This is a genomic window from Sphingomonas carotinifaciens (assembly GCF_009789535.1).
GTDB classification, from domain to species: domain Bacteria; phylum Pseudomonadota; class Alphaproteobacteria; order Sphingomonadales; family Sphingomonadaceae; genus Sphingomonas; species Sphingomonas carotinifaciens.
In genome coordinates, this window is the sequence record NZ_WSUT01000005.1 from 90,770 (window position 1) to 110,068 (window position 19,299).

General features: G+C 68.4%; 21 protein-coding genes. 12 read left to right on the forward strand and 9 right to left on the reverse strand.

All coding sequences use genetic code 11. The features are described 5' to 3' along the window. Positions 1-5: 5 nt before the first annotated feature. Together GQR91_RS02440 and GQR91_RS02445 are read right to left on the reverse strand one after the other, a co-directional pair. On the reverse strand, positions 6-2,030 hold the full coding sequence (locus GQR91_RS02440) for a tetratricopeptide repeat protein (RefSeq protein ID WP_149681029.1): 2,025 nt from the start codon (positions 2,028-2,030) through the stop codon (positions 6-8). Between the two features lie 67 nt (positions 2,031-2,097). Continuing rightward, entirely contained in the window at positions 2,098-3,486 is a 1,389-nt protein-coding gene (locus GQR91_RS02445; RefSeq protein WP_149681030.1) for a TIGR03013 family XrtA/PEP-CTERM system glycosyltransferase, read from the reverse strand. Positions 3,487-3,663: 177 nt separating this feature from the next. On the opposite strand from GQR91_RS02445, the gene GQR91_RS02450 reads away from it, so the two are divergent. Next, positions 3,664-4,707 (forward strand): mannose-1-phosphate guanylyltransferase/mannose-6-phosphate isomerase, encoded by a 1,044-nt coding sequence (locus tag GQR91_RS02450; RefSeq protein ID WP_149681031.1) that lies wholly within the window; start codon positions 3,664-3,666, stop codon positions 4,705-4,707. Positions 4,708-4,831: 124 nt separating this feature from the next. Here the strand turns inward: GQR91_RS02450 and groL are convergent, their stop codons facing one another. Both groL and groES read right to left on the reverse strand, forming a co-directional pair. Continuing rightward, a complete protein-coding gene (gene groL / locus GQR91_RS02455) occupies positions 4,832-6,472 on the reverse strand; it encodes a chaperonin GroEL (protein ID WP_112381317.1) in 1,641 nt (546 codons plus the stop codon). A 50-nt stretch (positions 6,473-6,522) separates the two neighbouring features. Further along, positions 6,523-6,810: a co-chaperone GroES gene (groES, locus tag GQR91_RS02460; protein ID WP_112381318.1), complete on the reverse strand. Its 288-nt coding sequence runs from the start codon at positions 6,808-6,810 to the stop codon at positions 6,523-6,525. Positions 6,811-7,063: 253 nt separating this feature from the next. On the opposite strand from groES, the gene sppA reads away from it, so the two are divergent. Together sppA and GQR91_RS02470 are read left to right on the forward strand one after the other, a co-directional pair. Further along, positions 7,064-9,028: a signal peptide peptidase SppA gene (gene sppA, locus GQR91_RS02465; protein ID WP_149681032.1), complete on the forward strand. Its 1,965-nt coding sequence runs from the start codon at positions 7,064-7,066 to the stop codon at positions 9,026-9,028. Next, entirely contained in the window at positions 9,025-9,597 is a 573-nt protein-coding gene (locus tag GQR91_RS02470; RefSeq protein WP_149681033.1) for a GNAT family N-acetyltransferase, read from the forward strand. The genes sppA and GQR91_RS02470 overlap by 4 nt, the downstream gene beginning before the upstream one ends. 3 nt (positions 9,598-9,600) lie before the next feature. On the opposite strand, the gene GQR91_RS02475 is transcribed toward GQR91_RS02470, so the two are convergent. Next, complete coding sequence (locus GQR91_RS02475; protein WP_112381321.1) at positions 9,601-10,230, reverse strand: trimeric intracellular cation channel family protein; 630 nt, start codon at positions 10,228-10,230, stop codon at positions 9,601-9,603. 123 nt (positions 10,231-10,353) lie between these two features. On the opposite strand from GQR91_RS02475, the gene GQR91_RS02480 reads away from it, so the two are divergent. From GQR91_RS02480 to GQR91_RS02490, 3 genes are all read left to right on the forward strand, one after another. Further along, a complete protein-coding gene (locus GQR91_RS02480; protein ID WP_235903844.1) occupies positions 10,354-10,662 on the forward strand; it encodes a glycine zipper 2TM domain-containing protein in 309 nt (102 codons plus the stop codon). Positions 10,663-10,739: 77 nt separating this feature from the next. Then, positions 10,740-11,171, forward strand: coding sequence for an OsmC family protein (locus tag GQR91_RS02485; protein WP_149681034.1), 432 nt, complete (start codon positions 10,740-10,742; stop codon positions 11,169-11,171). Positions 11,172-11,253: 82 nt separating this feature from the next. Then, entirely contained in the window at positions 11,254-11,820 is a 567-nt protein-coding gene (locus GQR91_RS02490; RefSeq protein ID WP_112381324.1) for a glycine zipper 2TM domain-containing protein, read from the forward strand. Between the two features lie 39 nt (positions 11,821-11,859). On the opposite strand, the gene GQR91_RS02495 is transcribed toward GQR91_RS02490, so the two are convergent. Further along, a complete protein-coding gene (locus tag GQR91_RS02495; protein ID WP_112381325.1) occupies positions 11,860-12,081 on the reverse strand; it encodes a hypothetical protein in 222 nt (73 codons plus the stop codon). A 90-nt stretch (positions 12,082-12,171) separates the two neighbouring features. Between GQR91_RS02495 and GQR91_RS02500 the strand changes: the two genes are divergently transcribed. Genes GQR91_RS02500 through GQR91_RS02525 form a run of 6 tightly spaced genes read left to right on the forward strand, consistent with a single transcriptional unit; the run spans position 12,172 to position 16,011 of the window. Then, on the forward strand, positions 12,172-12,906 hold the full coding sequence (locus GQR91_RS02500; RefSeq protein WP_149681035.1) for a hypothetical protein: 735 nt from the start codon (positions 12,172-12,174) through the stop codon (positions 12,904-12,906). 55 nt (positions 12,907-12,961) lie between these two features. Next, positions 12,962-13,336: a fluoride efflux transporter CrcB gene (crcB, locus tag GQR91_RS02505; RefSeq protein ID WP_162853741.1), complete on the forward strand. Its 375-nt coding sequence runs from the start codon at positions 12,962-12,964 to the stop codon at positions 13,334-13,336. Continuing rightward, positions 13,333-14,427, forward strand: a complete 1,095-nt coding sequence (locus tag GQR91_RS02510; RefSeq protein ID WP_149681036.1) for an RluA family pseudouridine synthase — start codon at positions 13,333-13,335, stop codon at positions 14,425-14,427. The genes crcB and GQR91_RS02510 overlap by 4 nt, the downstream gene beginning before the upstream one ends. A 17-nt stretch (positions 14,428-14,444) precedes the next feature. Beyond that, positions 14,445-15,113, forward strand: coding sequence for an HAD-IA family hydrolase (locus tag GQR91_RS02515; protein ID WP_149681037.1), 669 nt, complete (start codon positions 14,445-14,447; stop codon positions 15,111-15,113). Next, positions 15,110-15,328, forward strand: coding sequence for a hypothetical protein (locus GQR91_RS02520; RefSeq protein WP_149681038.1), 219 nt, complete (start codon positions 15,110-15,112; stop codon positions 15,326-15,328). Before GQR91_RS02515 ends, GQR91_RS02520 begins: the two co-directional genes overlap by 4 nt. Beyond that, on the forward strand, positions 15,325-16,011 hold the full coding sequence (locus GQR91_RS02525) for an ATP12 family chaperone protein (protein WP_149681039.1): 687 nt from the start codon (positions 15,325-15,327) through the stop codon (positions 16,009-16,011). The genes GQR91_RS02520 and GQR91_RS02525 overlap by 4 nt, the downstream gene beginning before the upstream one ends. A gap of 305 nt (positions 16,012-16,316) precedes the next feature. On the opposite strand, the gene gmk is transcribed toward GQR91_RS02525, so the two are convergent. The 3 genes from gmk to GQR91_RS02540 all read right to left on the reverse strand — a co-directional run bounded on the left by gmk (position 16,317) and on the right by GQR91_RS02540 (position 19,229). Next, the gene (gene gmk / locus GQR91_RS02530; RefSeq protein WP_112381331.1) at positions 16,317-16,964 is read right to left on the reverse strand and encodes a guanylate kinase; all 648 of its coding nucleotides are present in this window, start codon (positions 16,962-16,964) and stop codon (positions 16,317-16,319) included. 79 nt (positions 16,965-17,043) lie between these two features. Beyond that, positions 17,044-17,628, reverse strand: a complete 585-nt coding sequence (locus GQR91_RS02535) for a response regulator transcription factor (RefSeq protein WP_174236579.1) — start codon at positions 17,626-17,628, stop codon at positions 17,044-17,046. Continuing rightward, the gene (locus tag GQR91_RS02540; RefSeq protein ID WP_149681040.1) at positions 17,625-19,229 is read right to left on the reverse strand and encodes an ATP-binding protein; all 1,605 of its coding nucleotides are present in this window, start codon (positions 19,227-19,229) and stop codon (positions 17,625-17,627) included. Before GQR91_RS02540 ends, GQR91_RS02535 begins: the two co-directional genes overlap by 4 nt. Positions 19,230-19,299 lie beyond the last annotated feature (70 nt).

A 19,299-nucleotide genomic window follows, 5' to 3' on the forward strand; every position in this document is an offset into this window, starting at 1 on the left:
GCCTCCTAGCGGGCTGCGGCGGCCCCGCCAATCTCTGCCCGATGCGCCCGGATCGCCGCGTCCCCCGGCGCCAGCGCGACCGCCTTGTCGAGCAACTGCCGCGCGCCGTTCCTGTCCCCCGCCGCGATCAGGGCGACGCCGTAAGCGTCCGTCACCGCTGCGCTCATCGGCGCCAGTGCATAGGCGGCACGGCCATAGATCCGCGCCACCGCCCCTTCGCTGATCAGGGCATAAGCCCTTGCCAGATCGGCCAAAAGTCCCGCTTCGCGATCCCCTGCCGCCGCCCGCACCCCCTCCAGCGTCTCGATCGCCGCCCCGACCTCACCCCCGCCCAGCTGCCACCCACCCAAAATGCGTGCCCCAACAATGCTTTGCGGGTTTTGCGACAGGTACAGGGCAAGCGTCGCGGCGGCGTCGCGGGGACGGTTCAAACGACCATATGCATCGAGCAGGCGCAGCAAGGCCGGTTCGTCGAAGCTCAGATCGGCCGCGCGTCCATAGGCGGCGACCGCCTCGGCATAGCGGCCCGATGCCGCCAGCGTATCCCCGTAGGCCAGCTGCGCCGCGGGGGCGCCGGGTGCCGCGGCCACCAATGCCCGCGCCTGCGCAACCGCCTGCGGCAGGTTGCCGCCGCTCGCCAGGCCACGGATCACGCCCAGCGCATAGGTGGGATCGCCCGCTGCGCGCGAGGCCTCCGCCTGCAATGCCCCGAGTGCATCGGCACTCTGGAAGATGGTCGACGGGCCACGCTGGCCGGATGCCGCCCGGTCCAGCAGTTGCGCCGCCTGCGCATGCTGGCCCAGCGTCGCGCTGGCACGCGCCGCCAGCCGCAGGGCATAGCCATCGGCGTCTCCGCGCAGCACGATCGGCCTGATCACGTCCAGCGCGCCCGCCGCGTCGCCCGAACGCAACAGCGCGTTCGCCAACAGGCGTCGCGCGGTGACGTTCATCGGCTGCGCGGCGACCAGCCGGCGCCAGATGCCCGCGGCCTGCTCGTCCTGCCGGTCGGCAAAGGCGAGCGCCCCGTCCAGCAGCATCACGCCGGGGATGTCGCCGATGACTCCGCCGGTCAGTTGCAGCAATCGCCGCGCCAATACCCGGTTGCCGGCCCGCGCCGCGATCACGGCTTGCAGATAATAGGCCTGTTGGCTGCCCGGCCGCGACACCAGCGCGCGCCGCGTTGCAGCGAGGGCATCGGTTGCCCGCCCGGCATCGCCCAGCGTGCCGGCATATTCGATCAAGGCGGGATGGTAATAGGCATCCGAACGCAGTGCCGCCTCGAACCATGGCAATGCCCCCACCAGACCGTAGCGGCTGCGCACCACCTCGCCTTGCAGGGTCAGCGCCGCCGGATCACGCGGCGCCATACGCACCGCCTGCGCCGCTGCCGCCGCGGCTCCGCCGACCTCGCCCGCGCTCAGCCGGATACGCCCAAGATCGGCCCAGGCCGCCCCGTCGCCCGGCGATCGAGAGAGAAGATCGCCCAGTTCCGCCTGTGCGGCGGCACCCTGCCCCTTGGCGGCCAGGGCGCGTGCGCGAACGCGCAAGGCATAATCGGCATAAGCCGGTTCGGCCTGCGCGACATGCGCCAGGGCGGCGTCGGGATCGCCTTGCAACAGGCTGGCGGCGGCACGCAGTTGATGCAGGCGCCCGTTTGGAAAACCGACCGCGACCGCCCGGTCCAGCGCCGCCTCGGCAGCCGCGCCTTCGCCAAGGTCGATCAGTGTCCGGGCCAGCACCGCCTGCACGATGCCCGCCTGCGGTGCCGCACGCGCCGCGGCCTGCGCATCGGCATAGGCGGCATGGATGTTGCCCCGCTCCAGCGCCGCCAGCGACCGCGCAAACAGTTGATCCGCCGACGGGGGGCTCGGTCGCAGTGCCAGCGCCACCACACCGCCCAGCACGACAAGGGCCGCGACCAGCACGATGCCGAGACGCAGCCGGGGGCCGGGGCGCCAGACACGACGCCCTCCCCGCGCCCGGCGGCGACGACGCAACAGCGGATAGCGGGATGGACGGGGTTCGCTCATGGCTCAGCGCGCCGTCCTACATCGGCGCCCCGCGCACGGCTATACACAGGCGTCACCGTCATCCCGGTCAGCGTGCGCCCGAGGGCCACAGGATCACGCGCAGCGTCTGCAACAGGATCAGCGCGTCCAGAAACGGCGAATAATTCTTAGCGTAATACAGGTCATATTCCAGCTTGTGCCGCGCATCCTCGATCGACGCGCCGTAAGGATAGTTGATCTGCGCCCAGCCGGTGATGCCCGGCTTCACCATATGCCGCTCGGCATAGAAGGGCAGTTCGCGTTCCAGTTCGCTCACAAAGGAAGGGCGTTCGGGCCGGGGGCCGACGAAACTCATCTCGCCCTTCAACACGGTCCAGGTCTGCGGCAGTTCGTCGATCCGCACCTTGCGGATGAAGCGCCCGATCCGGGTGATCCGCGGATCGTCCTTCTCGGCCCAGACCGCCTGCCCCCCCACTTCGGCATCCTGGCGCATCGAACGCAGCTTCAGGATATGAAAGGGCTGATTGTACAGCCCGATACGCTGTTGCCGGTACAGGGCGGGGCCTTTCGACTCCAGCTTGATCGCGATCGCGGCCAGCAGCATCACCGGCAACGTCACTGCCAGCAGGATCAAGCTGACGACGACATCGAACACGCGCTTGACGACGCCGGACACCATCCGGCCGCTGGCAAAGCCGTCCGAGAAGATCAGCCAGCTATGGCTCACCGTCTTCAGGTCGATGCGCCCCGTTTCGCGCTCCAGGAAGCTCGATATCTCGCTGACCCGCACGCCCGTCGTCCGCACCCGCAACAGATCCTTGAACGGCAGGGCGTTGCGCCGTTCCTCCAGGGCCAGCACGACCTCGCCGGCATTCCGGTCCATCACATGCGCGGCCAGATTGGGAATGGTGTCCCGCGGCGTGGTGCGATGGAGTACCGGATTGGGCTCCCCCATGGCGATCACGTCGGCGACGACGAAGCGGGCGCCCGGCTGTTCGGCCAGCGCCGTCAACTGCGCCGCACGCGCGCCCGCGCCCAGCACGATCACGCGCCGCTTGAACAGGTCGCCGCCCAGCGTCCGGCCCAGCAGCGCCCGCACCATCACCAGCGTCGGGATGGCGAGCATCATCGCGTAGAACAGGTTCGACCGCCAGAAACTGAGCGAAGGCAGGAAGAAGAAGATCAGCGACAACAGGATCACGCCCAGCGACACGGCCACCGACAGCCGCGCCGCGGCGAACCGCAGCGACAGGAAGGAGGCCGCGCCGTAAGCCCCGACGGCGACCAGCGCGACCTGCAGCGGTATCGCGAAGCTCGCCAGCTGGAACAGCCGGGTCGACAAGGGCTCCACCGCCATGCCGATCTGCCGCGCACGGATGATCCAGCCCAATTCCGCGCATAGAACGAGCAGCAGGAAGTCGATGCACCCGAGCAACAGCACGACGTGCGACACGTAATGTTTGAACAGCCGAACCATCACGCTCCCATGTCACGCCGCCGGATGATGTTCGCCCAACGGGGTGCCGGTCCGACCCATTTGGCAATCAACAGGATTTTTGCATATATTCGACAACGAAGCGTGAAGATGGGCGTTGAGCGCTATTGACGATATAAAAGCGCCCGCGATCTGCGGCGCGCCGTCGAAAGGGAAAAGATGCAAAGCATGATCGTTCCGGTGATCCTGTCCGGCGGGTCGGGCACGCGCCTATGGCCGATGTCCAAGCCGGAGATGCCCAAGCAATTGCTGCCGCTGACCGCGGACGACACCATGCTTCAGCTCACCGCAAAGCGCGCGCAGGGCGACCGTTATGCCGCGCCGATCGTGGTGGCGGGTGCGCGTCACGCCAGCCTGGTCGAGGATCAGTTGACGGTTGCCGGTGCACCGCCCCAGTCGCTGATCCTGGAGCCGATGGCGCGCAACACCGCGCCGGCGATTGCACTCGCCGCCCTGGCCGCACGGCCGGAGGATGCGCTGCTCGTCATGCCGTCCGACCACGTCATCGCCGATGTCGACGCCTTCCACCGCGCGATCGACGCCGCGCTCCCGCTGGTGGCCAATGGATGGCTCGTCACCTTCGGGATCACCCCGGACTCGCCGGAGACCGGCTATGGCTGGATCCAGGTCGGCGATGCGATCGGCACCGGCGTCCACAAGGTCGCCCGCTTCGTCGAAAAGCCCCGGCGCGAGCGGGCCGAGGCGATGCTGGCATCGGGCGACCATGTCTGGAACGGCGGCATCTTCCTGTTCCGCGCCGACATGTATCTTCAGGCGCTTGCCCAGCACGCTCCCGAAATGCTGGTGTCCGCCGAAAAGGCGATGGGTTCGGCGCTGCGTGAGGGAACACGCATCCATCCCAATGCGGAGGCTTTTGCCACCTGCCCGTCCGATTCGATCGACTATGCGGTCATGGAAAAGGCCGAGCGGGTCGCAGTGGTGCCCGTCACCATGGGCTGGAACGACGTGGGCAGCTGGGACGCGCTTCACGCGATCAGCGACCTGGACGGCTTCGGCAACGCGCACCGCGGCGAGGTGATCGCGGTCGATACCAAGGACTGCCTGATCCGCACCGACCGGGTACGCGTCGCGGCGATCGGCGTGTCCGACCTGATCGTGGTGGCCAGCGGTGACGACATCCTGATCCTGCCGCGCGGACGCAGCCAGGAGGTCAAGCGCCTGCTGGAAGCCATGAAGCGCTAGGTATTTCCCCGCAGACATCCCCAACGAGAAAGGGGCCGGAGGAACGATCCTCCGGCCCCTTTCTCGTTCGGCTGGCGCCTGCAACATCCCCGACCGGCCGGAGCCGACCGGGGACATTTTGGACTTAGAAGTCCATGCCGCCCATGCCGCCGCCGGGCATGCCGGCCGGCATTGCGGGCTTGTCTTCCGGCAGCTCGGACACGGTGGCTTCCGTGGTGATGAGCAGGCCGGCGACCGAGGCCGCGTTCTGGAGGGCGGTGCGCACGACCTTGGTCGGGTCGATCACGCCGGCTGCAACCAGGTTCTCGTACGTGTCGGTCGCCGCGTTGAAGCCGATCGTCGTGTCGTTGCCGTCGAGCAGCTTGCCCGAGACCACGGCGCCGTCCTGGCCGGCATTCTGCGCGATCTGGCGAACCAGCGACGTCAGCGACTTGCGAACGATGTCGATGCCGCGGGTCTGGTCGTCATTCTCGCCGGTCACGCCTTCCAGCGCCTTCGATGCGTACAGCAGCGCCGTACCACCGCCGGGAACGATGCCCTCTTCGACGGCCGCGCGGGTCGCGTGCAGCGCGTCGTCGACGCGGTCCTTGCGCTCCTTCACCTCGACCTCGGTCGCACCACCGACCTTGATCACGGCAACGCCGCCGGCGAGCTTGGCGAGACGCTCCTGGAGCTTCTCGCGGTCATAGTCGCTGGTGGTGTTCTCGATCTGCGCACGGATCGCCTCGGTGCGGCCCTTGATCGCGTCGGCTTCACCGGCCCCATCGACGATGGTGGTGTTGTCCTTGTCGATCGTGACGCGCTTGGCGGTGCCCAGCATGCCGACGGTGACGCTCTCGAGCTTGATGCCCAGATCTTCCGAGATCAGCTCGCCAGCCGTCAGGATCGCGATGTCTTCCAGCATCGCCTTGCGACGATCGCCGAAGCCCGGTGCCTTGACCGCTGCGACCTTCAGGCCGCCGCGCAGCTTGTTGACGACGAGCGTGGCGAGCGCCTCGCCCTCGATGTCCTCGGCGATGATGAGCAGCGGACGACCCGACTGCACGACCGCTTCCAGGATCGGGAGCATCGCCTGTAGGTTCGACAGCTTCTTCTCGTGGATCAGGATGTACGGGTCGTTCAGCTCGACCGTCATCTTCTCCGGGTTGGTGATGAAGTAGGGCGACAGATAGCCGCGGTCGAACTGCATGCCCTCGACGACGTCCAGCTCGAATTCGAGGCCCTTGGCCTCTTCGACGGTGATGACGCCTTCCTTGCCGACCTTTTCCATGGCCTCGGCGATCTTCTCGCCGACTTCACGGTCGCCATTGGCCGAGATGATGCCGACCTGCGCCACTTCCGACGAACCCGACACGGGCTTCGAGCGGGCCTGCACGTCCTCGACGACCTTGGTCACCGCCAGGTCGATACCGCGCTTCAGGTCCATCGGGTTCATGCCCGCGGCCACCGACTTCATGCCCTCGCGCACGATCGCCTGGGCGAGAACGGTCGCGGTGGTGGTGCCGTCGCCGGCAATGTCGTTGGTCTTCGAGGCCACTTCGCGCACCATCTGCGCGCCCATGTTCTCGAACTTGTCCTTGAGCTCGATTTCCTTGGCGACGCTGACGCCGTCCTTGGTGATGCGCGGTGCACCGAAGCTCTTGTCGATCACGACGTTGCGGCCCTTCGGCCCCAGCGTGACCTTGACTGCATCGGCGAGGATGTCGACGCCGCGCAGGATGCGCTCGCGCGCGTCGCGGCCGAATTTCACGTCCTTGGCTGCCATGTGGCTACCCTTTCAGATGTGTTGAATAAGAAGAGGAGGCGTACGGCAGGTTAGCCGACGATCCCCAGAATGTCCGATTCCTTCATGATCAGAAGGTCTTCGCCATTCACCTTGACCTCGGTGCCCGACCACTTGCCGAACAGGATGCGGTCGCCGGCCTTGACGTCCAGCGGCGTCACCTTGCCGTCCTCGGCCTTGATCCCGGTGCCGGCAGCGACGACTTCGCCTTCCTGCGGCTTTTCCTTGGCGGTGTCGGGGATGATGATTCCACCGGCCGTCTTCTCCTCCGCCTCGACACGGCGGACGAGGACGCGGTCATGCAACGGACGAAAGTTCATCGCGGATGTCCCTCTTTTAAGTACGTGTGACACTTTTTTGGCACTCGGCGAATGCGAGTGCCAACGCGCCGGATATGTGGCGGGGGTCCTGATGCGTCAACGGGCCCGGCCGGAAAAAATTGCGGGCGGGGGCCGGCCGTGCGGAACCAGCGGCAATTGCCGTTTTCGTCGGCTTCATGTCGCCGCCCATTCTGTATTGGAAGGCTAATACAGGCCATTTACGCGCGCGCTCCGCTGTTCTAGCGTCCCGCGCATGACCGACGCTCGCGCCGCTTCGCCACTCGACCAGGATTTCAGCCGATCGCCCAGCGGGGCACCATCCAGGCGCCGACGCGGCGGCTGGCGACTGGTGCGGGGCGCATGGAAATTGCTGGTCGGAATCAAGGACCTGCTGGTCCTGATCGCCATGCTGATCTTTTTCGGCCTGTTGTTCGCCGCACTCAATGCCCGGCCGGGTACCAAGGCGATCAAGCCCGGCGCGTTGCTCCTCAACCTGCGCGGCTCGATCGTCGAACAGCCCGAGGAGATGGACCCCTTCTCGATGCTGTCGGGTCAGGACATGCCCCGCCAGTATCGCCTGCGCGATGTGGTGCGCGCGATCGACACGGCGCGCGGCGATGACCGGGTCAAGGCGCTGGTGCTCGATCTGGACGGCTTTTCCGGCGGTTATCCGGCGGTGATCCAGGAGGTCGCCGACGCGATGGGCCGCTTCCGCGCCACCGGAAAGCCGGTCCTGACCTATGCCACCGGCTATACCGACAGCGACTATCGCCTGGCCGCGCAGGCCAGCGAGATCTGGATGAACCCGATGGGCGGCACGCTGTTCACTGGGCCGGGCGGCAACCAGCTTTATTACAAGGGGCTGATCGACAAGCTCGGGGTGACGACGCACGTCTACCGCGTCGGCCGCTACAAGTCCTTTGTTGAACCCTATACCCGCGCCGACCAGAGCCCCGACGCGCGCGCCGCCAGCCAGGCGCTGTATGGCTCCCTGTTCGCCCAGTGGCGCGAATCGATCGCCAAGGCGCGTCCCAAGGCGCAGGTCGCCCGCTTCCTTGTCCAGCCCGACGAACTGGTGCTGGCCGCCAATGGCGACACCGCCCGCGCGAACCTGGGCGCCGGCATCGTCGACAAGCTGGGTGACCGGATCGCCTTTGGCCGCCGCGTCGCGCAGATCGCCGGCGTCGCCAATGATCGCCCGCTCGGCAGCTTCAACACGGTCGGCTACGACGCATGGGTGCGCGCCAACCCGCTGTCCACCGCCGGCGACGCCATCGGCGTGCTGACCGTCGCCGGCGAGATCGTCGACGGCAAGGGCGGCCCCGGCACCGCGGCCGGCGACACGATCAGCAAGGCGATGCTCGACGGTCTCGCCAAGAAGAAGCTGAAGGCGCTGGTCGTGCGGGTCGATTCGCCCGGCGGCTCGGCGCTGGCCTCCGAACAGATCCGCCTGGCCGTCCTTGAAGCCAAGAAGCGCGGACTGCCCGTGGCCATCTCGATGGGCGGCCTTGCCGCGTCCGGCGGCTACTGGGTTTCCACCGCGGGCGATCGCATCTTTGCCGAACCGGGCACGATCACCGGATCGATCGGCATCTTCGGCCTGATCCCGACATTCGAGAACACGCTGGCCAAGATCGGCATCACCAGCGACGGCGTGAAGACCACCCCCCTGTCCGGTCAGCCCGACATATTGGGCGGCACGACGCCGATGCTCGACACCATCCTGCAGGCGGGCATCGAAAACGGCTATCGCCAGTTCATCGGCCGCGTCGCCGCCGCCCGCCGGATGACGCCCGCACGCGTCGACGAAATCGCGCAGGGTCGCGTCTGGGACGGCGGCACCGCCCACCAGTTGCGCCTGGTCGACCAGTTCGGCAACCTGTCGGACGCCATCGCCTGGGCCGCGCGTCAGGCCAAGCTCGATCCCGCCAAGGTCCATGCCGAATATCTGGAAAAGGAACCGGGCTTCGCGGCGAAGCTGGCGGACAGCTTCGGCGGTGACGATGGCGACGACACGGCGGGACCCGCCGGCGACATCTTCGCGCGCGTCGCCGCCGACCGCCGCGCGACGCTCGCCCGCGCGCTGGGCGACGTGGCACGACTGACCCGCGGCGGCTCGATCCAGGCACGCTGCCTGGAATGCGGCGGCTTCGGTGCGACCGCATCGGCGTCCGACACGCGCCTGCTCGACCTGATCCTGGCGCGGATCGGTCTGTGATCGGGGTTCGCGCCGCCCGTCCGGACGATGCCGCGGCGATCGCGGCGATCTACGCTCCCCATGTGCTGGCGGGCGTGGTGTCGTTCGAAACCGAGGCGCCGGATGCGGCGGTCATGCAGGATCGCATGGCGGCGTCCGGTGGCCTGTATCCCTGGATGGTCGCCACCGTCAGCGAGGGCGCCGGCGATATGGACGAACGCGTGCTGGGCTATGCCTATGCCGCGCAATTCTCCCCGCGTGAGGCTTATCGCTGGGCGGTGGAAACCACGATCTACGTCGCCGACGGGGCACAGCGCCAGGGCCTCGGCCGGCTGCTCTACCAGGCGCTGGTCGCCACGCTGCGCAAGCAAGGCTTTACCCAGGCGATCGGGCGCATCGCGCTTCCCAACGATCGCTCGATCACGCTGCACGAGGCGGTCGGCTTTCGCCGGGCCGGCGTGTTTCGCGAGATCGGCTACAAGCATGGCCGCTGGATCGATGTCGGCTATTGGCAGTGCGAGCTGGCGGATGCCGCTGTACCCCCGGCCGAGCCGCGCCGCTTTGCCGAGGTCGGCGTGATTCGCGGCTGATGCTCAGCGCTGTCCGCGATAGGCGGGCAGCGCCAGATGGAAATGGATCGCCACCGCGCGCAGCGCAAAGCCGGCGGTGGCCGCCACCGGCGCGGCAAGTCCGACCGGCATCCCCGACGCCACCAGCACCACGAAGCTTGCCGACGACAGCGCCGCCGCGGTGACATATAATTCGGGCCGCATCAGGATCGACGGCTCGCCGGCCAGCACGTCGCGGATGATGCCGCCGACACATGCCGTCACCACCCCCATCACCACGGCCGGAATGGGTGGAACCCCGTATTTCAATGCCTTGGCCGCGCCATATACCGCATAGGCCGCCAGTCCGATCGCGTCGAACCACGCAAGCGCCGCCCCCCGCCACCACCGCTCGGGCGTCACCCACACCACCAGCGCCGCCGACAGGCAGACCGCCGCCGCACGCGCGTCGTGAATCCAGAACACCGGCGCCCCGATCAACAGGTCGCGCACCGTGCCGCCCCCCACCCCGGTAATCAGCGCAAAGAACGCCAGCGTCACCATGGTCTGCGCCCGTTTCGCCGCCGCCAACGCTCCCGAAATGGCAAACACCGCCAACCCGGCCAGATCGAGCCACGGCGCCGCAACGGGCAGGATTTCAACAGACGGCATCATCGCTTTTCCGGCTTTAGCGGCATGCGCCCGGATCATGAACAGCTTGTTGTTCTCCGTTCATGCAACCCCCGTTATCCGGGGCACGTTACGCCAGCAGATCAAGATTCTAAGGGAGTATATTCGATGCGTAAGTTGATGCTCGCACTGGGCTGCACCGCGATGGTCGTGCCGACGGTCGTCCTGCCGGTTTCCGCCGCCGATGCGCAGCGCCGCGGCAAGTATCGGGAATGGCGCGACGACCGCGGCCGTGTCCGTTGCCGCAAGCCGGACGGCACCACGGGCCTCGTCGTTGGCGGCGTGGCCGGCGCGCTGCTCGGCCGCACCATTGACACCCGCGGCGACCGTACGCTCGGCACCCTGGGCGGTGCTGCCGCCGGCGCACTGGCCGGCCGCGCGATCGATCGCGGCTCCAGCTCGCGCCGCTGCCGCTAAAAGCACATCTACCCTGAACCGGCGGGCGCCGCGATCGTTGGATCGCGGCGCCCGTTTCATTTCAGGAGAATGGACATATGACCACCCGCTCGGCTTCGGCCCGCTACGAAGGACTTGGCAAGGACGGCAAGGGACAGGTTTCGCTCGGTTCCGGCCTGCTCTCCAACAGCCCTTACGGCTTCAACACCCGGTTCGAGGATTCGCCCGGCACCAATCCGGAGGAATTGATCGCCGCGGCGCATGCCAGCTGCTTCACCATGGCGCTCAGCTTCGCGCTGGCCGGCGAGGGCCATTCGGTCGGCACGCTGGAGACCACGGCAAAGGTGACGCTGGTCAAGGACGGCGACGGCTTCACAATCAGCAAGTCCGCGCTTGCGCTCACCGCACGTGTCGAAGGCATCGAGGAAGACGAGTTCAAGAGGATCGCCGACGGCGCCAAGAAGAACTGCCCGGTGTCCAAGGTCCTGAATGCCGAGATCACGCTCGACGTCACGCTGACCGAGGCCTGAACAAGACGTAGTTTCCGGTTCACGCAACCTGGCATAGATGGGACGGGTTCTTCATCCCACCTATGCCAAAAGGAGTGTAACCATGCGTACCACCGTCCTTTTTGCCGCTCTGGCCATGACCACGATAGGCGCCGTGCCCGCCGCTGCGCAGAATACGCGCTGGCAGGCGGACCGCGAATATCGTCAGGAAGTGCGCGAAGCGCAGCGCGATTATCGCCGTGACATGCGCCGCGCCGACAGCCGCCGCGACGTGCGCGAGGCGCGGCGCGACTATCGCCGCGACATCCGCGACGCGCGCCAGGATCATCGCCGCGACGTGCGCAACATCAATCGCTGGCGCAACTATGACTATAACCGCTTCGAACCCGGTCAGCGCGGCTACTACGCCGAGCGTTATTACCGGGACGGGCGCTATTACCAGCCGCGCCGGCTCGGCCGCAACGACCGCATCTATCGCGGCTACAATGGCCGCTATTATTGCCGCCGCAACGATGGCACCACGGGGCTGATCGTCGGCGCACTCGGTGGCGGCGTGCTCGGCAACCTGATCGGCAATGGCCGGTCCAGCCTGCTCGGCACGCTGATCGGTGCCGGCGGTGGCGCGCTGCTCGGCCGGGAGATCGATCGCGGTCAGGTTTCCTGCCGCTGACAGGCACGGGGCCGGCAGCACCGCCGGCCCCCATTCCCCTCAGATGATGCCGCCGCCCAGCATCAGGCGCAGCGCGAAGATCACGATCAGCACCAGGTTCAGGTTTCGTCCCGAATTGCGCGACGACAGCGCACCGATGCCGGCGCCGACAATGGCGATCGGGATGACGAACCAGTATCCCCACGCCATGAATGGCAGGAACGGCACGATGCCCAGCACCAGTGCGACGAGGCCGATCAGGATTGAGACTATGTTCAGCATGCTCCCGATTATGGTCCCTGCCCCATCATGGCACAAGCGCCGCGCGTCCCGTTAACCCGCCTGCGACCGGTTGATGCTACCACCGGCACCATGATCCGCCCGCTCCTCCTGGCCTCGCTGGCCGCGCTCTCGCTCTCCGCCTGCAATCGCAGTGCACCGACGACGCAGAATGACCTCGACCAGCTGGACCGCGAACTGACCCAGGCCAATGGCGACGACCCCGCCCGCGATCCGGCGCTGACCGCCGCCCTGCGCGACCAGATCATGGTCGATCCGGCGCTCGCCCAGTCGTCGAACGGCAATGCGGTCCGCCCGCCCGCCCGCCCCGATCCGGGCGCGGTTCCCGCCGGCACCCGCCCCGCCGACCCGGTCGACCCCGCCACGCTGCGCAAGGCCCCGGCGCCCTCCGCAAACTGCCCGGAATGCCGCGCCAGGGACGGCGCCCTGACCGCCGGCGCGCTGGCCGGTACCCAATCCGCTACCGCCGCCTGTGCCCGAAACGTCCGCTACTCCGCCACCTACGCCAACCGCCTGCCCCCCACCCTCCCCCTCTACCCCGGCGCACAGGTCAGCGAGGCGGCGGGCGCCGATGCCGACGGTTGTGCGCTGCGCGTGGTCACCTTCCGGGCGGGCGGCACGCCGGCGCGGGTGATCGACTGGTATTTCACCCATGCCCGGCAGGGCGGCTATTCCGCCGAGCACAAGGCGGAAGGGCCTCGCCACGTCATCGGCGGCACGCGGGGGCCTGCCGCCTATATCGTCTATGTCTCGCCCCGCCCGGGCGGGGGCAGCGACGTGGATTTCATCACCAACGCAGGCATTTGATCGACCGCGCGCGTTGCCTTTTGCGAAGCGGGGCCGCTTGCGCTAGGGCGCCGCGATGCAATCGCTTATTCTCGTCATGCTGGGTGGCGCGCTTGGATCGGGGGCCCGGCACCTGACCGGGCGCACGATGCTCGCGCTGGCCGGCCCCGGCTTTCCCGCCGGCACCCTGACGGTCAATCTAGTCGGCGGGCTCGCCATGGGGCTGCTCGCCGGGGTGCTGGCCCGCACCGGCGGTGCGGAGGGCTGGCGCCTGTTCGTCGGCGTCGGCGTGCTGGGCGGGTTCACCACCTTTTCGTCCTTTTCGCTGGACACGGTGATGCTGGTGGACGCGGGCCGGTCGCTGGCGGCGATCGGCTATGTCGCGGCCTCGGTCGCAGGTTCGCTCCTGGCGCTGGTCGCCGGACTATCATTGGCGCGGGGGCTGGCATGACGGACAAGGTTCGCGAATTCACCGTCGGCTATGACGATGACGGCATCCGGCTCGACCGCTGGTTCAAGCGGCATCTGCCCGATACCAGCTTCACCACCGTCGCCAAATGGGCCCGCACCGGGCAGCTTCGCGTCGATGGCAGCCGCGCCACGCCGGGCGACCGCATCGCCGCCGGCCAGCTTCTTCGCGTCCCCCCGCCCGAGGCGCCGCGCGACGAGGAGGCACGACCGCGCCGCGAACGCCCGCCGCTGAGCGACGACGCGATCGCCTTCGCGCGCGACATGGTGATCTACAAGGACGCCCAGGCCCTGGTGCTGAACAAGCCCCCCGGTCTCGCGACGCAGGGCGGCACCAAGACGCATGAGCATGTCGACGGCCTGCTCGACGCCCTGCAGTTCGAGGCGGAGGGTCGTCCCAAGCTGGTCCACCGGCTGGACAAGGACACCAGCGGCGCGCTGCTCGTCGCGCGCTCCTCGCGCGCCGCGGCATTCTTTGCCAAGGCATTTTCCGGCCGCACCGCGCGCAAGGTCTATTGGGCGCTGATCGTCGATGTCCCCTCGATCGAGGACGGCATGATCGAACTGCCAATCGCCAAGCAACCGGGCAGCGGCGGCGAGAAGATGCATGTCGACGAGGAGAACGGCCAGCCCGCCCGCACCCGGTACCGTGTGATCGAACGCGCCGGCAATCGCTGCGCCTGGGTCGAGTTGCAGCCCTTTACCGGCCGCACACATCAGTTGCGCGTCCACATGGCGGCGATCGGCCACCCGATCGTCGGCGACGGCAAATATGGCGGCGCCGCGGCGTTCCTGACCGGCGGGATCAGCCGCAAGATGCACCTGCATGCCAGGCGGATCCGCGTCGACCACCCCGATGCCGGGCGCATCGACGAAACCGCCAGCCTGCCGACCCATTTCGCCGAAAGCCTGGCGAGCCTGGGCTTCGAGGAAGCACGCGGCGACGCGCTGCCGCTGGACGAGGGCAAGGGCCCGCCCACCCGCGAGCAGACAAAGGCGCGTGCCAAGGCGCATGCCAAGACGGTGCGCAAGGAACGCCGCGGCGAACGGCGCGGGCGCGGCAGCCGCGACTGACCCCCGCGCCCGCCGGCATGTCCCCTCCCCTTCGTCTCGCCGTGTTCGATTGCGACGGCACCCTGGTCGATAGCCAGGCCAATATCTGCCGCGCCGCCGAGCAGGCGTTTCGCGGCCTTGGCCTCGACGCACCACCGCGAGAGGCGGTGCGCAGCATCGTCGGGCTGAGCCTGGTCGAGGCGATGCGCGTACTGGCGCCGGCGGAGGACGATGCCATGCAGCGCCGGCTGGCGGCCGATTACAAGGACGCGTTCTTTGCCATGCGGCATGCCGGCACGCTGGACGAAGAGCCGCTGTTCGAGGGGATCGGCGCGCTGGTGGCCCGGCTGGACGCGCAGGGCTGGCTGCTCGGCGTCGCCACCGGCAAATCCGATCGCGGGCTGGCGCATGTGCTGGACCATCACGGCCTCGCCCGGCATTTCGTGACGTTGCAGACCGCGGACCGGCATCCCTCGAAGCCCGATCCGTCGATGCTGCTGACCGCGATGGCAGAGGCAGGGACCACCCCGCAGGATACGGTGATGATCGGCGACACCAGTTTCGACATGGCGATGGCAAAGGCGGCCGGCGTGCGCGCCGTGGGCGTCGCCTGGGGCTATCACGGCATCCGCGAGATGATCGACGCCGGTGCCGATGTCGTGGCGGAGCGGGTGGCGGACCTGCCCGCATTGCTGGTGCCGGCATGAGCCCCGTCGACGCCCAGGCCCGGCGCCGCTGGATGGCCATTGTCGGCGTGCGGATGATGGGGATCGCCGGGGCGGTGTTCGGCCTCGTGCTGGTATCGCGCGCGCCGACGCTGGCGCCGCGTATCCTGGGCATCGCGATCGTGCTGTCCGCGCTGCTGGTGGTGGCGACCGTGCCTGCCAGCCTGGCGCAGCGTTGGCGGAGTGGTGGGGAATGAAGCGGTTCTGGCGCCAGGTTTCGGTGGACGATGACCGGGTGATCCGGCTGGACGATCGCCCGGTGCGCACACCGGGGCGCACCCCGCTGGCGCTGCCGACCCAGGCGGCGGCAGAGGCGGTGGCGGCGGAATGGGCCGCGGTTGCCGACATGGTGGACCCGCGCGCAATGCCACTGACCGGACTGGCCAATGCCGCGATCGACCGGATCGCGCCTGACCCCGCCCATTTTGCCGAAGGGCTGGCGCGCTATGGCGAGAGCGATCTGCTCTGCTACCGTGCGGACGATCCGGTGGAACTGGCGGCGCGACAGGCGGCGGCGTGGGACCCGGTGATCGCTTGGGCCCGCGCCCGTTACGATATCGCGGTGGAGACGACCGCGGGGATCATCCACCGGCCGCAGCCGCCGGCGACGCTGGCACGGCTGGGGGATGCGGTCGCCGCCCTCGATCCGTTCGCCATGGCCGCCCTGTCGCCGCTGGTCACGCTGACCGGTTCGCTGCTGCTCGCCCTCGCGCTGGTCGAAGAGGCGTTCGACGCCGACACGATATGGGCCGCCGCCCATGTCGACGAGGATTGGCAGGTCGAACGCTGGGGCGAGGACATCCTGGCCGCCGAGCGCCGCACCGCCCGGCGCGCCGAATTCGATGCCGCGCTCCGCTTTCTGCGTGCGGTGCGGGGCTAAGCAGGCCGCACGTCCCGCTGGTCCCCGTTCGTCTCGCCTGGCGCTGACGACACCGGATTGAACGACCCGCCCGTCCGTCACGCCTGACACTGATGACACCGGATTGATCCCCCCTCCCGCTCGTCTCGAGTAGTCGTCGAGTAGCGGCAAAGCCGCGTATCGAGACGACGTATCGAGAGACACCTCGCTGCCCGCGGCCCTGTCCCGACACGAACGGACCAAGGTAATGTGATCCTGCTCCAGCCGCTAGACAGCGACATCGCCGGGGAATCGAGGAAACAGGGGCGTCGCCACGCCCCCGCCCCCTACCGCGTCAGCTTGCGGATGAAGCCGATCAGGCCCGTCTGGCGCGACCGCTTCAGGCGCTCGGCCGCCAGGATGGTGCGGACGCCCTCGAAACAGCGCTCCACATCGTCGTTGACCAGCACATAGTCATAGCCGTCCCAGTGGCTGACCTCGTTGGTGGCGCGCGCCATGCGGGCGTCGATCACCTCCTGCGCATCCGTCGCGCGACGCTCCAGCCGCTGGCGCAGCTCCTCCATCGACGGGGGGAAGATGAACACGCGCACCACATCGCCGCCGGCGATCTGGAACAGCTGCTGCGCACCCTGCCAGTCGATGTCGAACAGCACGTCCTTGCCGGCCGCCAGCATCTCCTCCACTTGCGCGCGCGGCGTGCCGTAGCGATTGTTGAAGACGTGCGCCCATTCCAGGAATTCGTCCTCCGCCGCCATGCGCCGGAATTCTTCCAGATCGACGAAGTGATAGTCCTTGCCGTCCACCTCACCGGGTCGCATCGGCCGTGTCGTCGCGGACACCGACATCGCCAGTTCCGGATCGGCGGCGAGCAGCATGCGCGCGATGGTGGATTTGCCCGCGCCCGACGGCGAGGACAGGACGAACAGGACGCCGCGGCGCTTGAAGCCGTGCGGATCGTTGGGCGTGCTGGGCATGGCCGCCTTTGGCGCGGGGGCCGCCGCCACGTCAAGCTTTGGAAGAACCACGGGGCAAATGCCCTGTGCCGCGTGTCCTTCAGGCCACCAGCGCGATCAGCTGCGCCAATCCATTGGCGCCGGTCTTCGCCAACACGGCGGCGCGGTGATCCTCCACCGTCTTGGGGCTCAGGCCGAGCAGCGCGGCCACCGCCTTGTTGCTGTGCCCCTGGACCAGCAGGTCGAACACCTGCCGTTCGCGCGGCGACAGCGTCATGGTGCGGCCATGCTGCTCGCGCCGTCCTCTCGACCAGGCCACCCCCTCGGCGACGGCAGCGAGCAGCCGCGCCTCGTCCAGCGGCTTTTCCAGATAATCCAGGCCGCCATGCCGCCGCACCGAATCGACCGCATTGGCGGTCGTCGGCCATGCGGTCATGAAGATGATCGCCGCACAGGGGTCGATCGCCCGTACCCGGTCGGCAAAGCCGAAACCATCCAGATCGCCCATCATCACATCGGTGACGATGCAGTGCGCCGGCGCCTGTGGATAGACCTCCAGCAACAGGGCCGGATCCAGAAACGGCTCCGCATCGAAGCCATGGCGACCGAGCAGCCGGGCGACGCTGGCGCCCAGATCGCGGTCATCGTCCACGACATAGACGGTGCCGGGCGACAAGACGGTCATGCAGGATCTCCGATCAGCGGCAGGGTCAGGATGGCGCGGACGGTGCCGCGGGTGTCGATGTCGCGGTCCAGCGAACCGCCATGCGCCGCCACGATCGCACGCGCGACAAGCGTGCCTACCCCCATGCCGGGCTGTGGCGCGCGGCTCGGTGAACAGCGGTTGGTGATCGTCACGCGCGCGCGATCCCCGACGGCGTCGACGCTCAGGTCGACCGTCGCATCCCCGCAGGCCTGGATGGCGTTGCGAAGCAGGTTCATCACCGCCTGCGCCAGTTCCACTTCCTGCCCCAGGACGGCAAGGTCCGGATCGACCGGCGCCACGTTCAGGCGGACATGCGCCGCCTTCGCCTCGGGCGCCGCGAGCCCGACCACGCTGTCCATCAGGGCGACGAGCGGGAGCGGCGTCGGCTCGTCCACCACGCGCCCGCCGAAACGGCGCAGCCGGCGGACGAGGGCGGACAACGTATCGGCCTTGCGATCGATCAGTTCTGCGCTGGCGGCGATCTCCGGCCCTGCGTCGCGCGCGATCGCGTTCAGGTGGCGCGCCTCTATCGCCAGCGTGGACAGCGGCTGGCTGATCTCATGGATCACGGCGACCGACATGGCGCGCAGCGTCTTCAACCGTTCGGCCTGGAACAACAGCCGGTCGCGCCGGGCGACATCGGTGCGGGCACGGCGCTGGCTGTCGGCGAAGCTGCCCGCCAGATACCCGACCACCGCAATCATGCTCAATCCCAGGTGGAGGTTCAGGCGCTGCGGCGTGGCCACCGCGCCAGCGGTGCGCGACAGGGTCAGCACGACGACGACCAGCAACGCCGCCCAGGCCGCATGCCGCCCGAACCTCAGCCCGATCCACGCCACCGCCAGCAGCACCGGCATCGGTTGCCACCCCAGCCCCAACAGGTCGAGCGCCGCGACGATGCCGATCGCACCGCCCAGCGTAAGCACCGCCTCCACCAGCGCTGCGGTTCGCATCCGCGGCCATTGCGGGGCGGCACGACGGGCGCCGAGCCCTGCTGCCCACAGAACGGGCGGCGCCACGATCAGCACGCCCAGCAGGTCGCCCACCGTAAAGGCGGTCAGCGACAGCACGATCGACTGCGCGCCCGCCACCCCGGTCATGTCCGGCCGCAGCATCGCCTGCGGCAAGGCGACCAGGGCCGCGAAGTGCGGCGCCGCCACCGCGGCCAGCCCGAACGGCATCGGCGCGACCAGCAACTCGGCCCGCCGCCCGCTCGCCAGCCGGCGGATCGCGGCCACGACCAGACCATAGGCCAGCACCGGCCGCACGATGCCCACCACCGCTATCGGCCAGTCGGGCGACGCAAAGACGATCACCCCCTTCGCCACATCGACCGCCAACTCGATCAACGCCACCGCCGGCGTCAGCCGCGCCCCCAGCCGCCACAACAGCGCAAACCGCAACCCCGCCGCGGGGAACCACAGCGAATAGAACCCCTCCCCGCTCCACCACACCGCCACCGCATGCGCCAACGCAAACCCGGCCGCATACAGCGAAAGCGCAACTGCATCGCTCCGTCGGGGCAGCCATGTGTGAAGACCGAAATGCATGGCCGGATGATCGAACGGCATGGTGGCCATGAACCCTTGTGACAGGAAGTGCGCCCGAACCGAAGCCGGGAAAATCCCGGATGCGGCAAGCGAACATCTT

Excerpts from the sequence above, each read along its gene's own strand:
- GQR91_RS02440 (WP_149681029.1), bottom strand. The coding sequence starts at position 2,030 with ATGAGCGAACCCCGTCCATCCCGCTATCCGCTGTTGCGTCGTCGCCGC.
- GQR91_RS02445 (WP_149681030.1), bottom strand. The coding sequence starts at position 3,486 with ATGGTTCGGCTGTTCAAACATTACGTGTCGCACGTCGTGCTGTTGCTC.
- GQR91_RS02450 (WP_149681031.1), top strand. The coding sequence starts at position 3,664 with ATGCAAAGCATGATCGTTCCGGTGATCCTGTCCGGCGGGTCGGGCACG.
- groL (WP_112381317.1), bottom strand. The coding sequence starts at position 6,472 with ATGGCAGCCAAGGACGTGAAATTCGGCCGCGACGCGCGCGAGCGCATC.
- groES (WP_112381318.1), bottom strand. The coding sequence starts at position 6,810 with ATGAACTTTCGTCCGTTGCATGACCGCGTCCTCGTCCGCCGTGTCGAG.
- sppA (WP_149681032.1), top strand. The coding sequence starts at position 7,064 with ATGACCGACGCTCGCGCCGCTTCGCCACTCGACCAGGATTTCAGCCGA.
- GQR91_RS02475 (WP_112381321.1), bottom strand. The coding sequence starts at position 10,230 with ATGATGCCGTCTGTTGAAATCCTGCCCGTTGCGGCGCCGTGGCTCGAT.
- GQR91_RS02480 (WP_235903844.1), top strand. The coding sequence starts at position 10,354 with ATGCGTAAGTTGATGCTCGCACTGGGCTGCACCGCGATGGTCGTGCCG.
- GQR91_RS02485 (WP_149681034.1), top strand. The coding sequence starts at position 10,740 with ATGACCACCCGCTCGGCTTCGGCCCGCTACGAAGGACTTGGCAAGGAC.
- GQR91_RS02490 (WP_112381324.1), top strand. The coding sequence starts at position 11,254 with ATGCGTACCACCGTCCTTTTTGCCGCTCTGGCCATGACCACGATAGGC.
- GQR91_RS02495 (WP_112381325.1), bottom strand. The coding sequence starts at position 12,081 with ATGCTGAACATAGTCTCAATCCTGATCGGCCTCGTCGCACTGGTGCTG.
- GQR91_RS02500 (WP_149681035.1), top strand. The coding sequence starts at position 12,172 with ATGATCCGCCCGCTCCTCCTGGCCTCGCTGGCCGCGCTCTCGCTCTCC.
- crcB (WP_162853741.1), top strand. The coding sequence starts at position 12,962 with ATGCAATCGCTTATTCTCGTCATGCTGGGTGGCGCGCTTGGATCGGGG.
- GQR91_RS02510 (WP_149681036.1), top strand. The coding sequence starts at position 13,333 with ATGACGGACAAGGTTCGCGAATTCACCGTCGGCTATGACGATGACGGC.
- GQR91_RS02515 (WP_149681037.1), top strand. The coding sequence starts at position 14,445 with ATGTCCCCTCCCCTTCGTCTCGCCGTGTTCGATTGCGACGGCACCCTG.
- GQR91_RS02520 (WP_149681038.1), top strand. The coding sequence starts at position 15,110 with ATGAGCCCCGTCGACGCCCAGGCCCGGCGCCGCTGGATGGCCATTGTC.
- GQR91_RS02525 (WP_149681039.1), top strand. The coding sequence starts at position 15,325 with ATGAAGCGGTTCTGGCGCCAGGTTTCGGTGGACGATGACCGGGTGATC.
- gmk (WP_112381331.1), bottom strand. The coding sequence starts at position 16,964 with ATGCCCAGCACGCCCAACGATCCGCACGGCTTCAAGCGCCGCGGCGTC.
- GQR91_RS02535 (WP_174236579.1), bottom strand. The coding sequence starts at position 17,628 with ATGACCGTCTTGTCGCCCGGCACCGTCTATGTCGTGGACGATGACCGC.
- GQR91_RS02540 (WP_149681040.1), bottom strand. The coding sequence starts at position 19,229 with ATGGCCACCATGCCGTTCGATCATCCGGCCATGCATTTCGGTCTTCAC.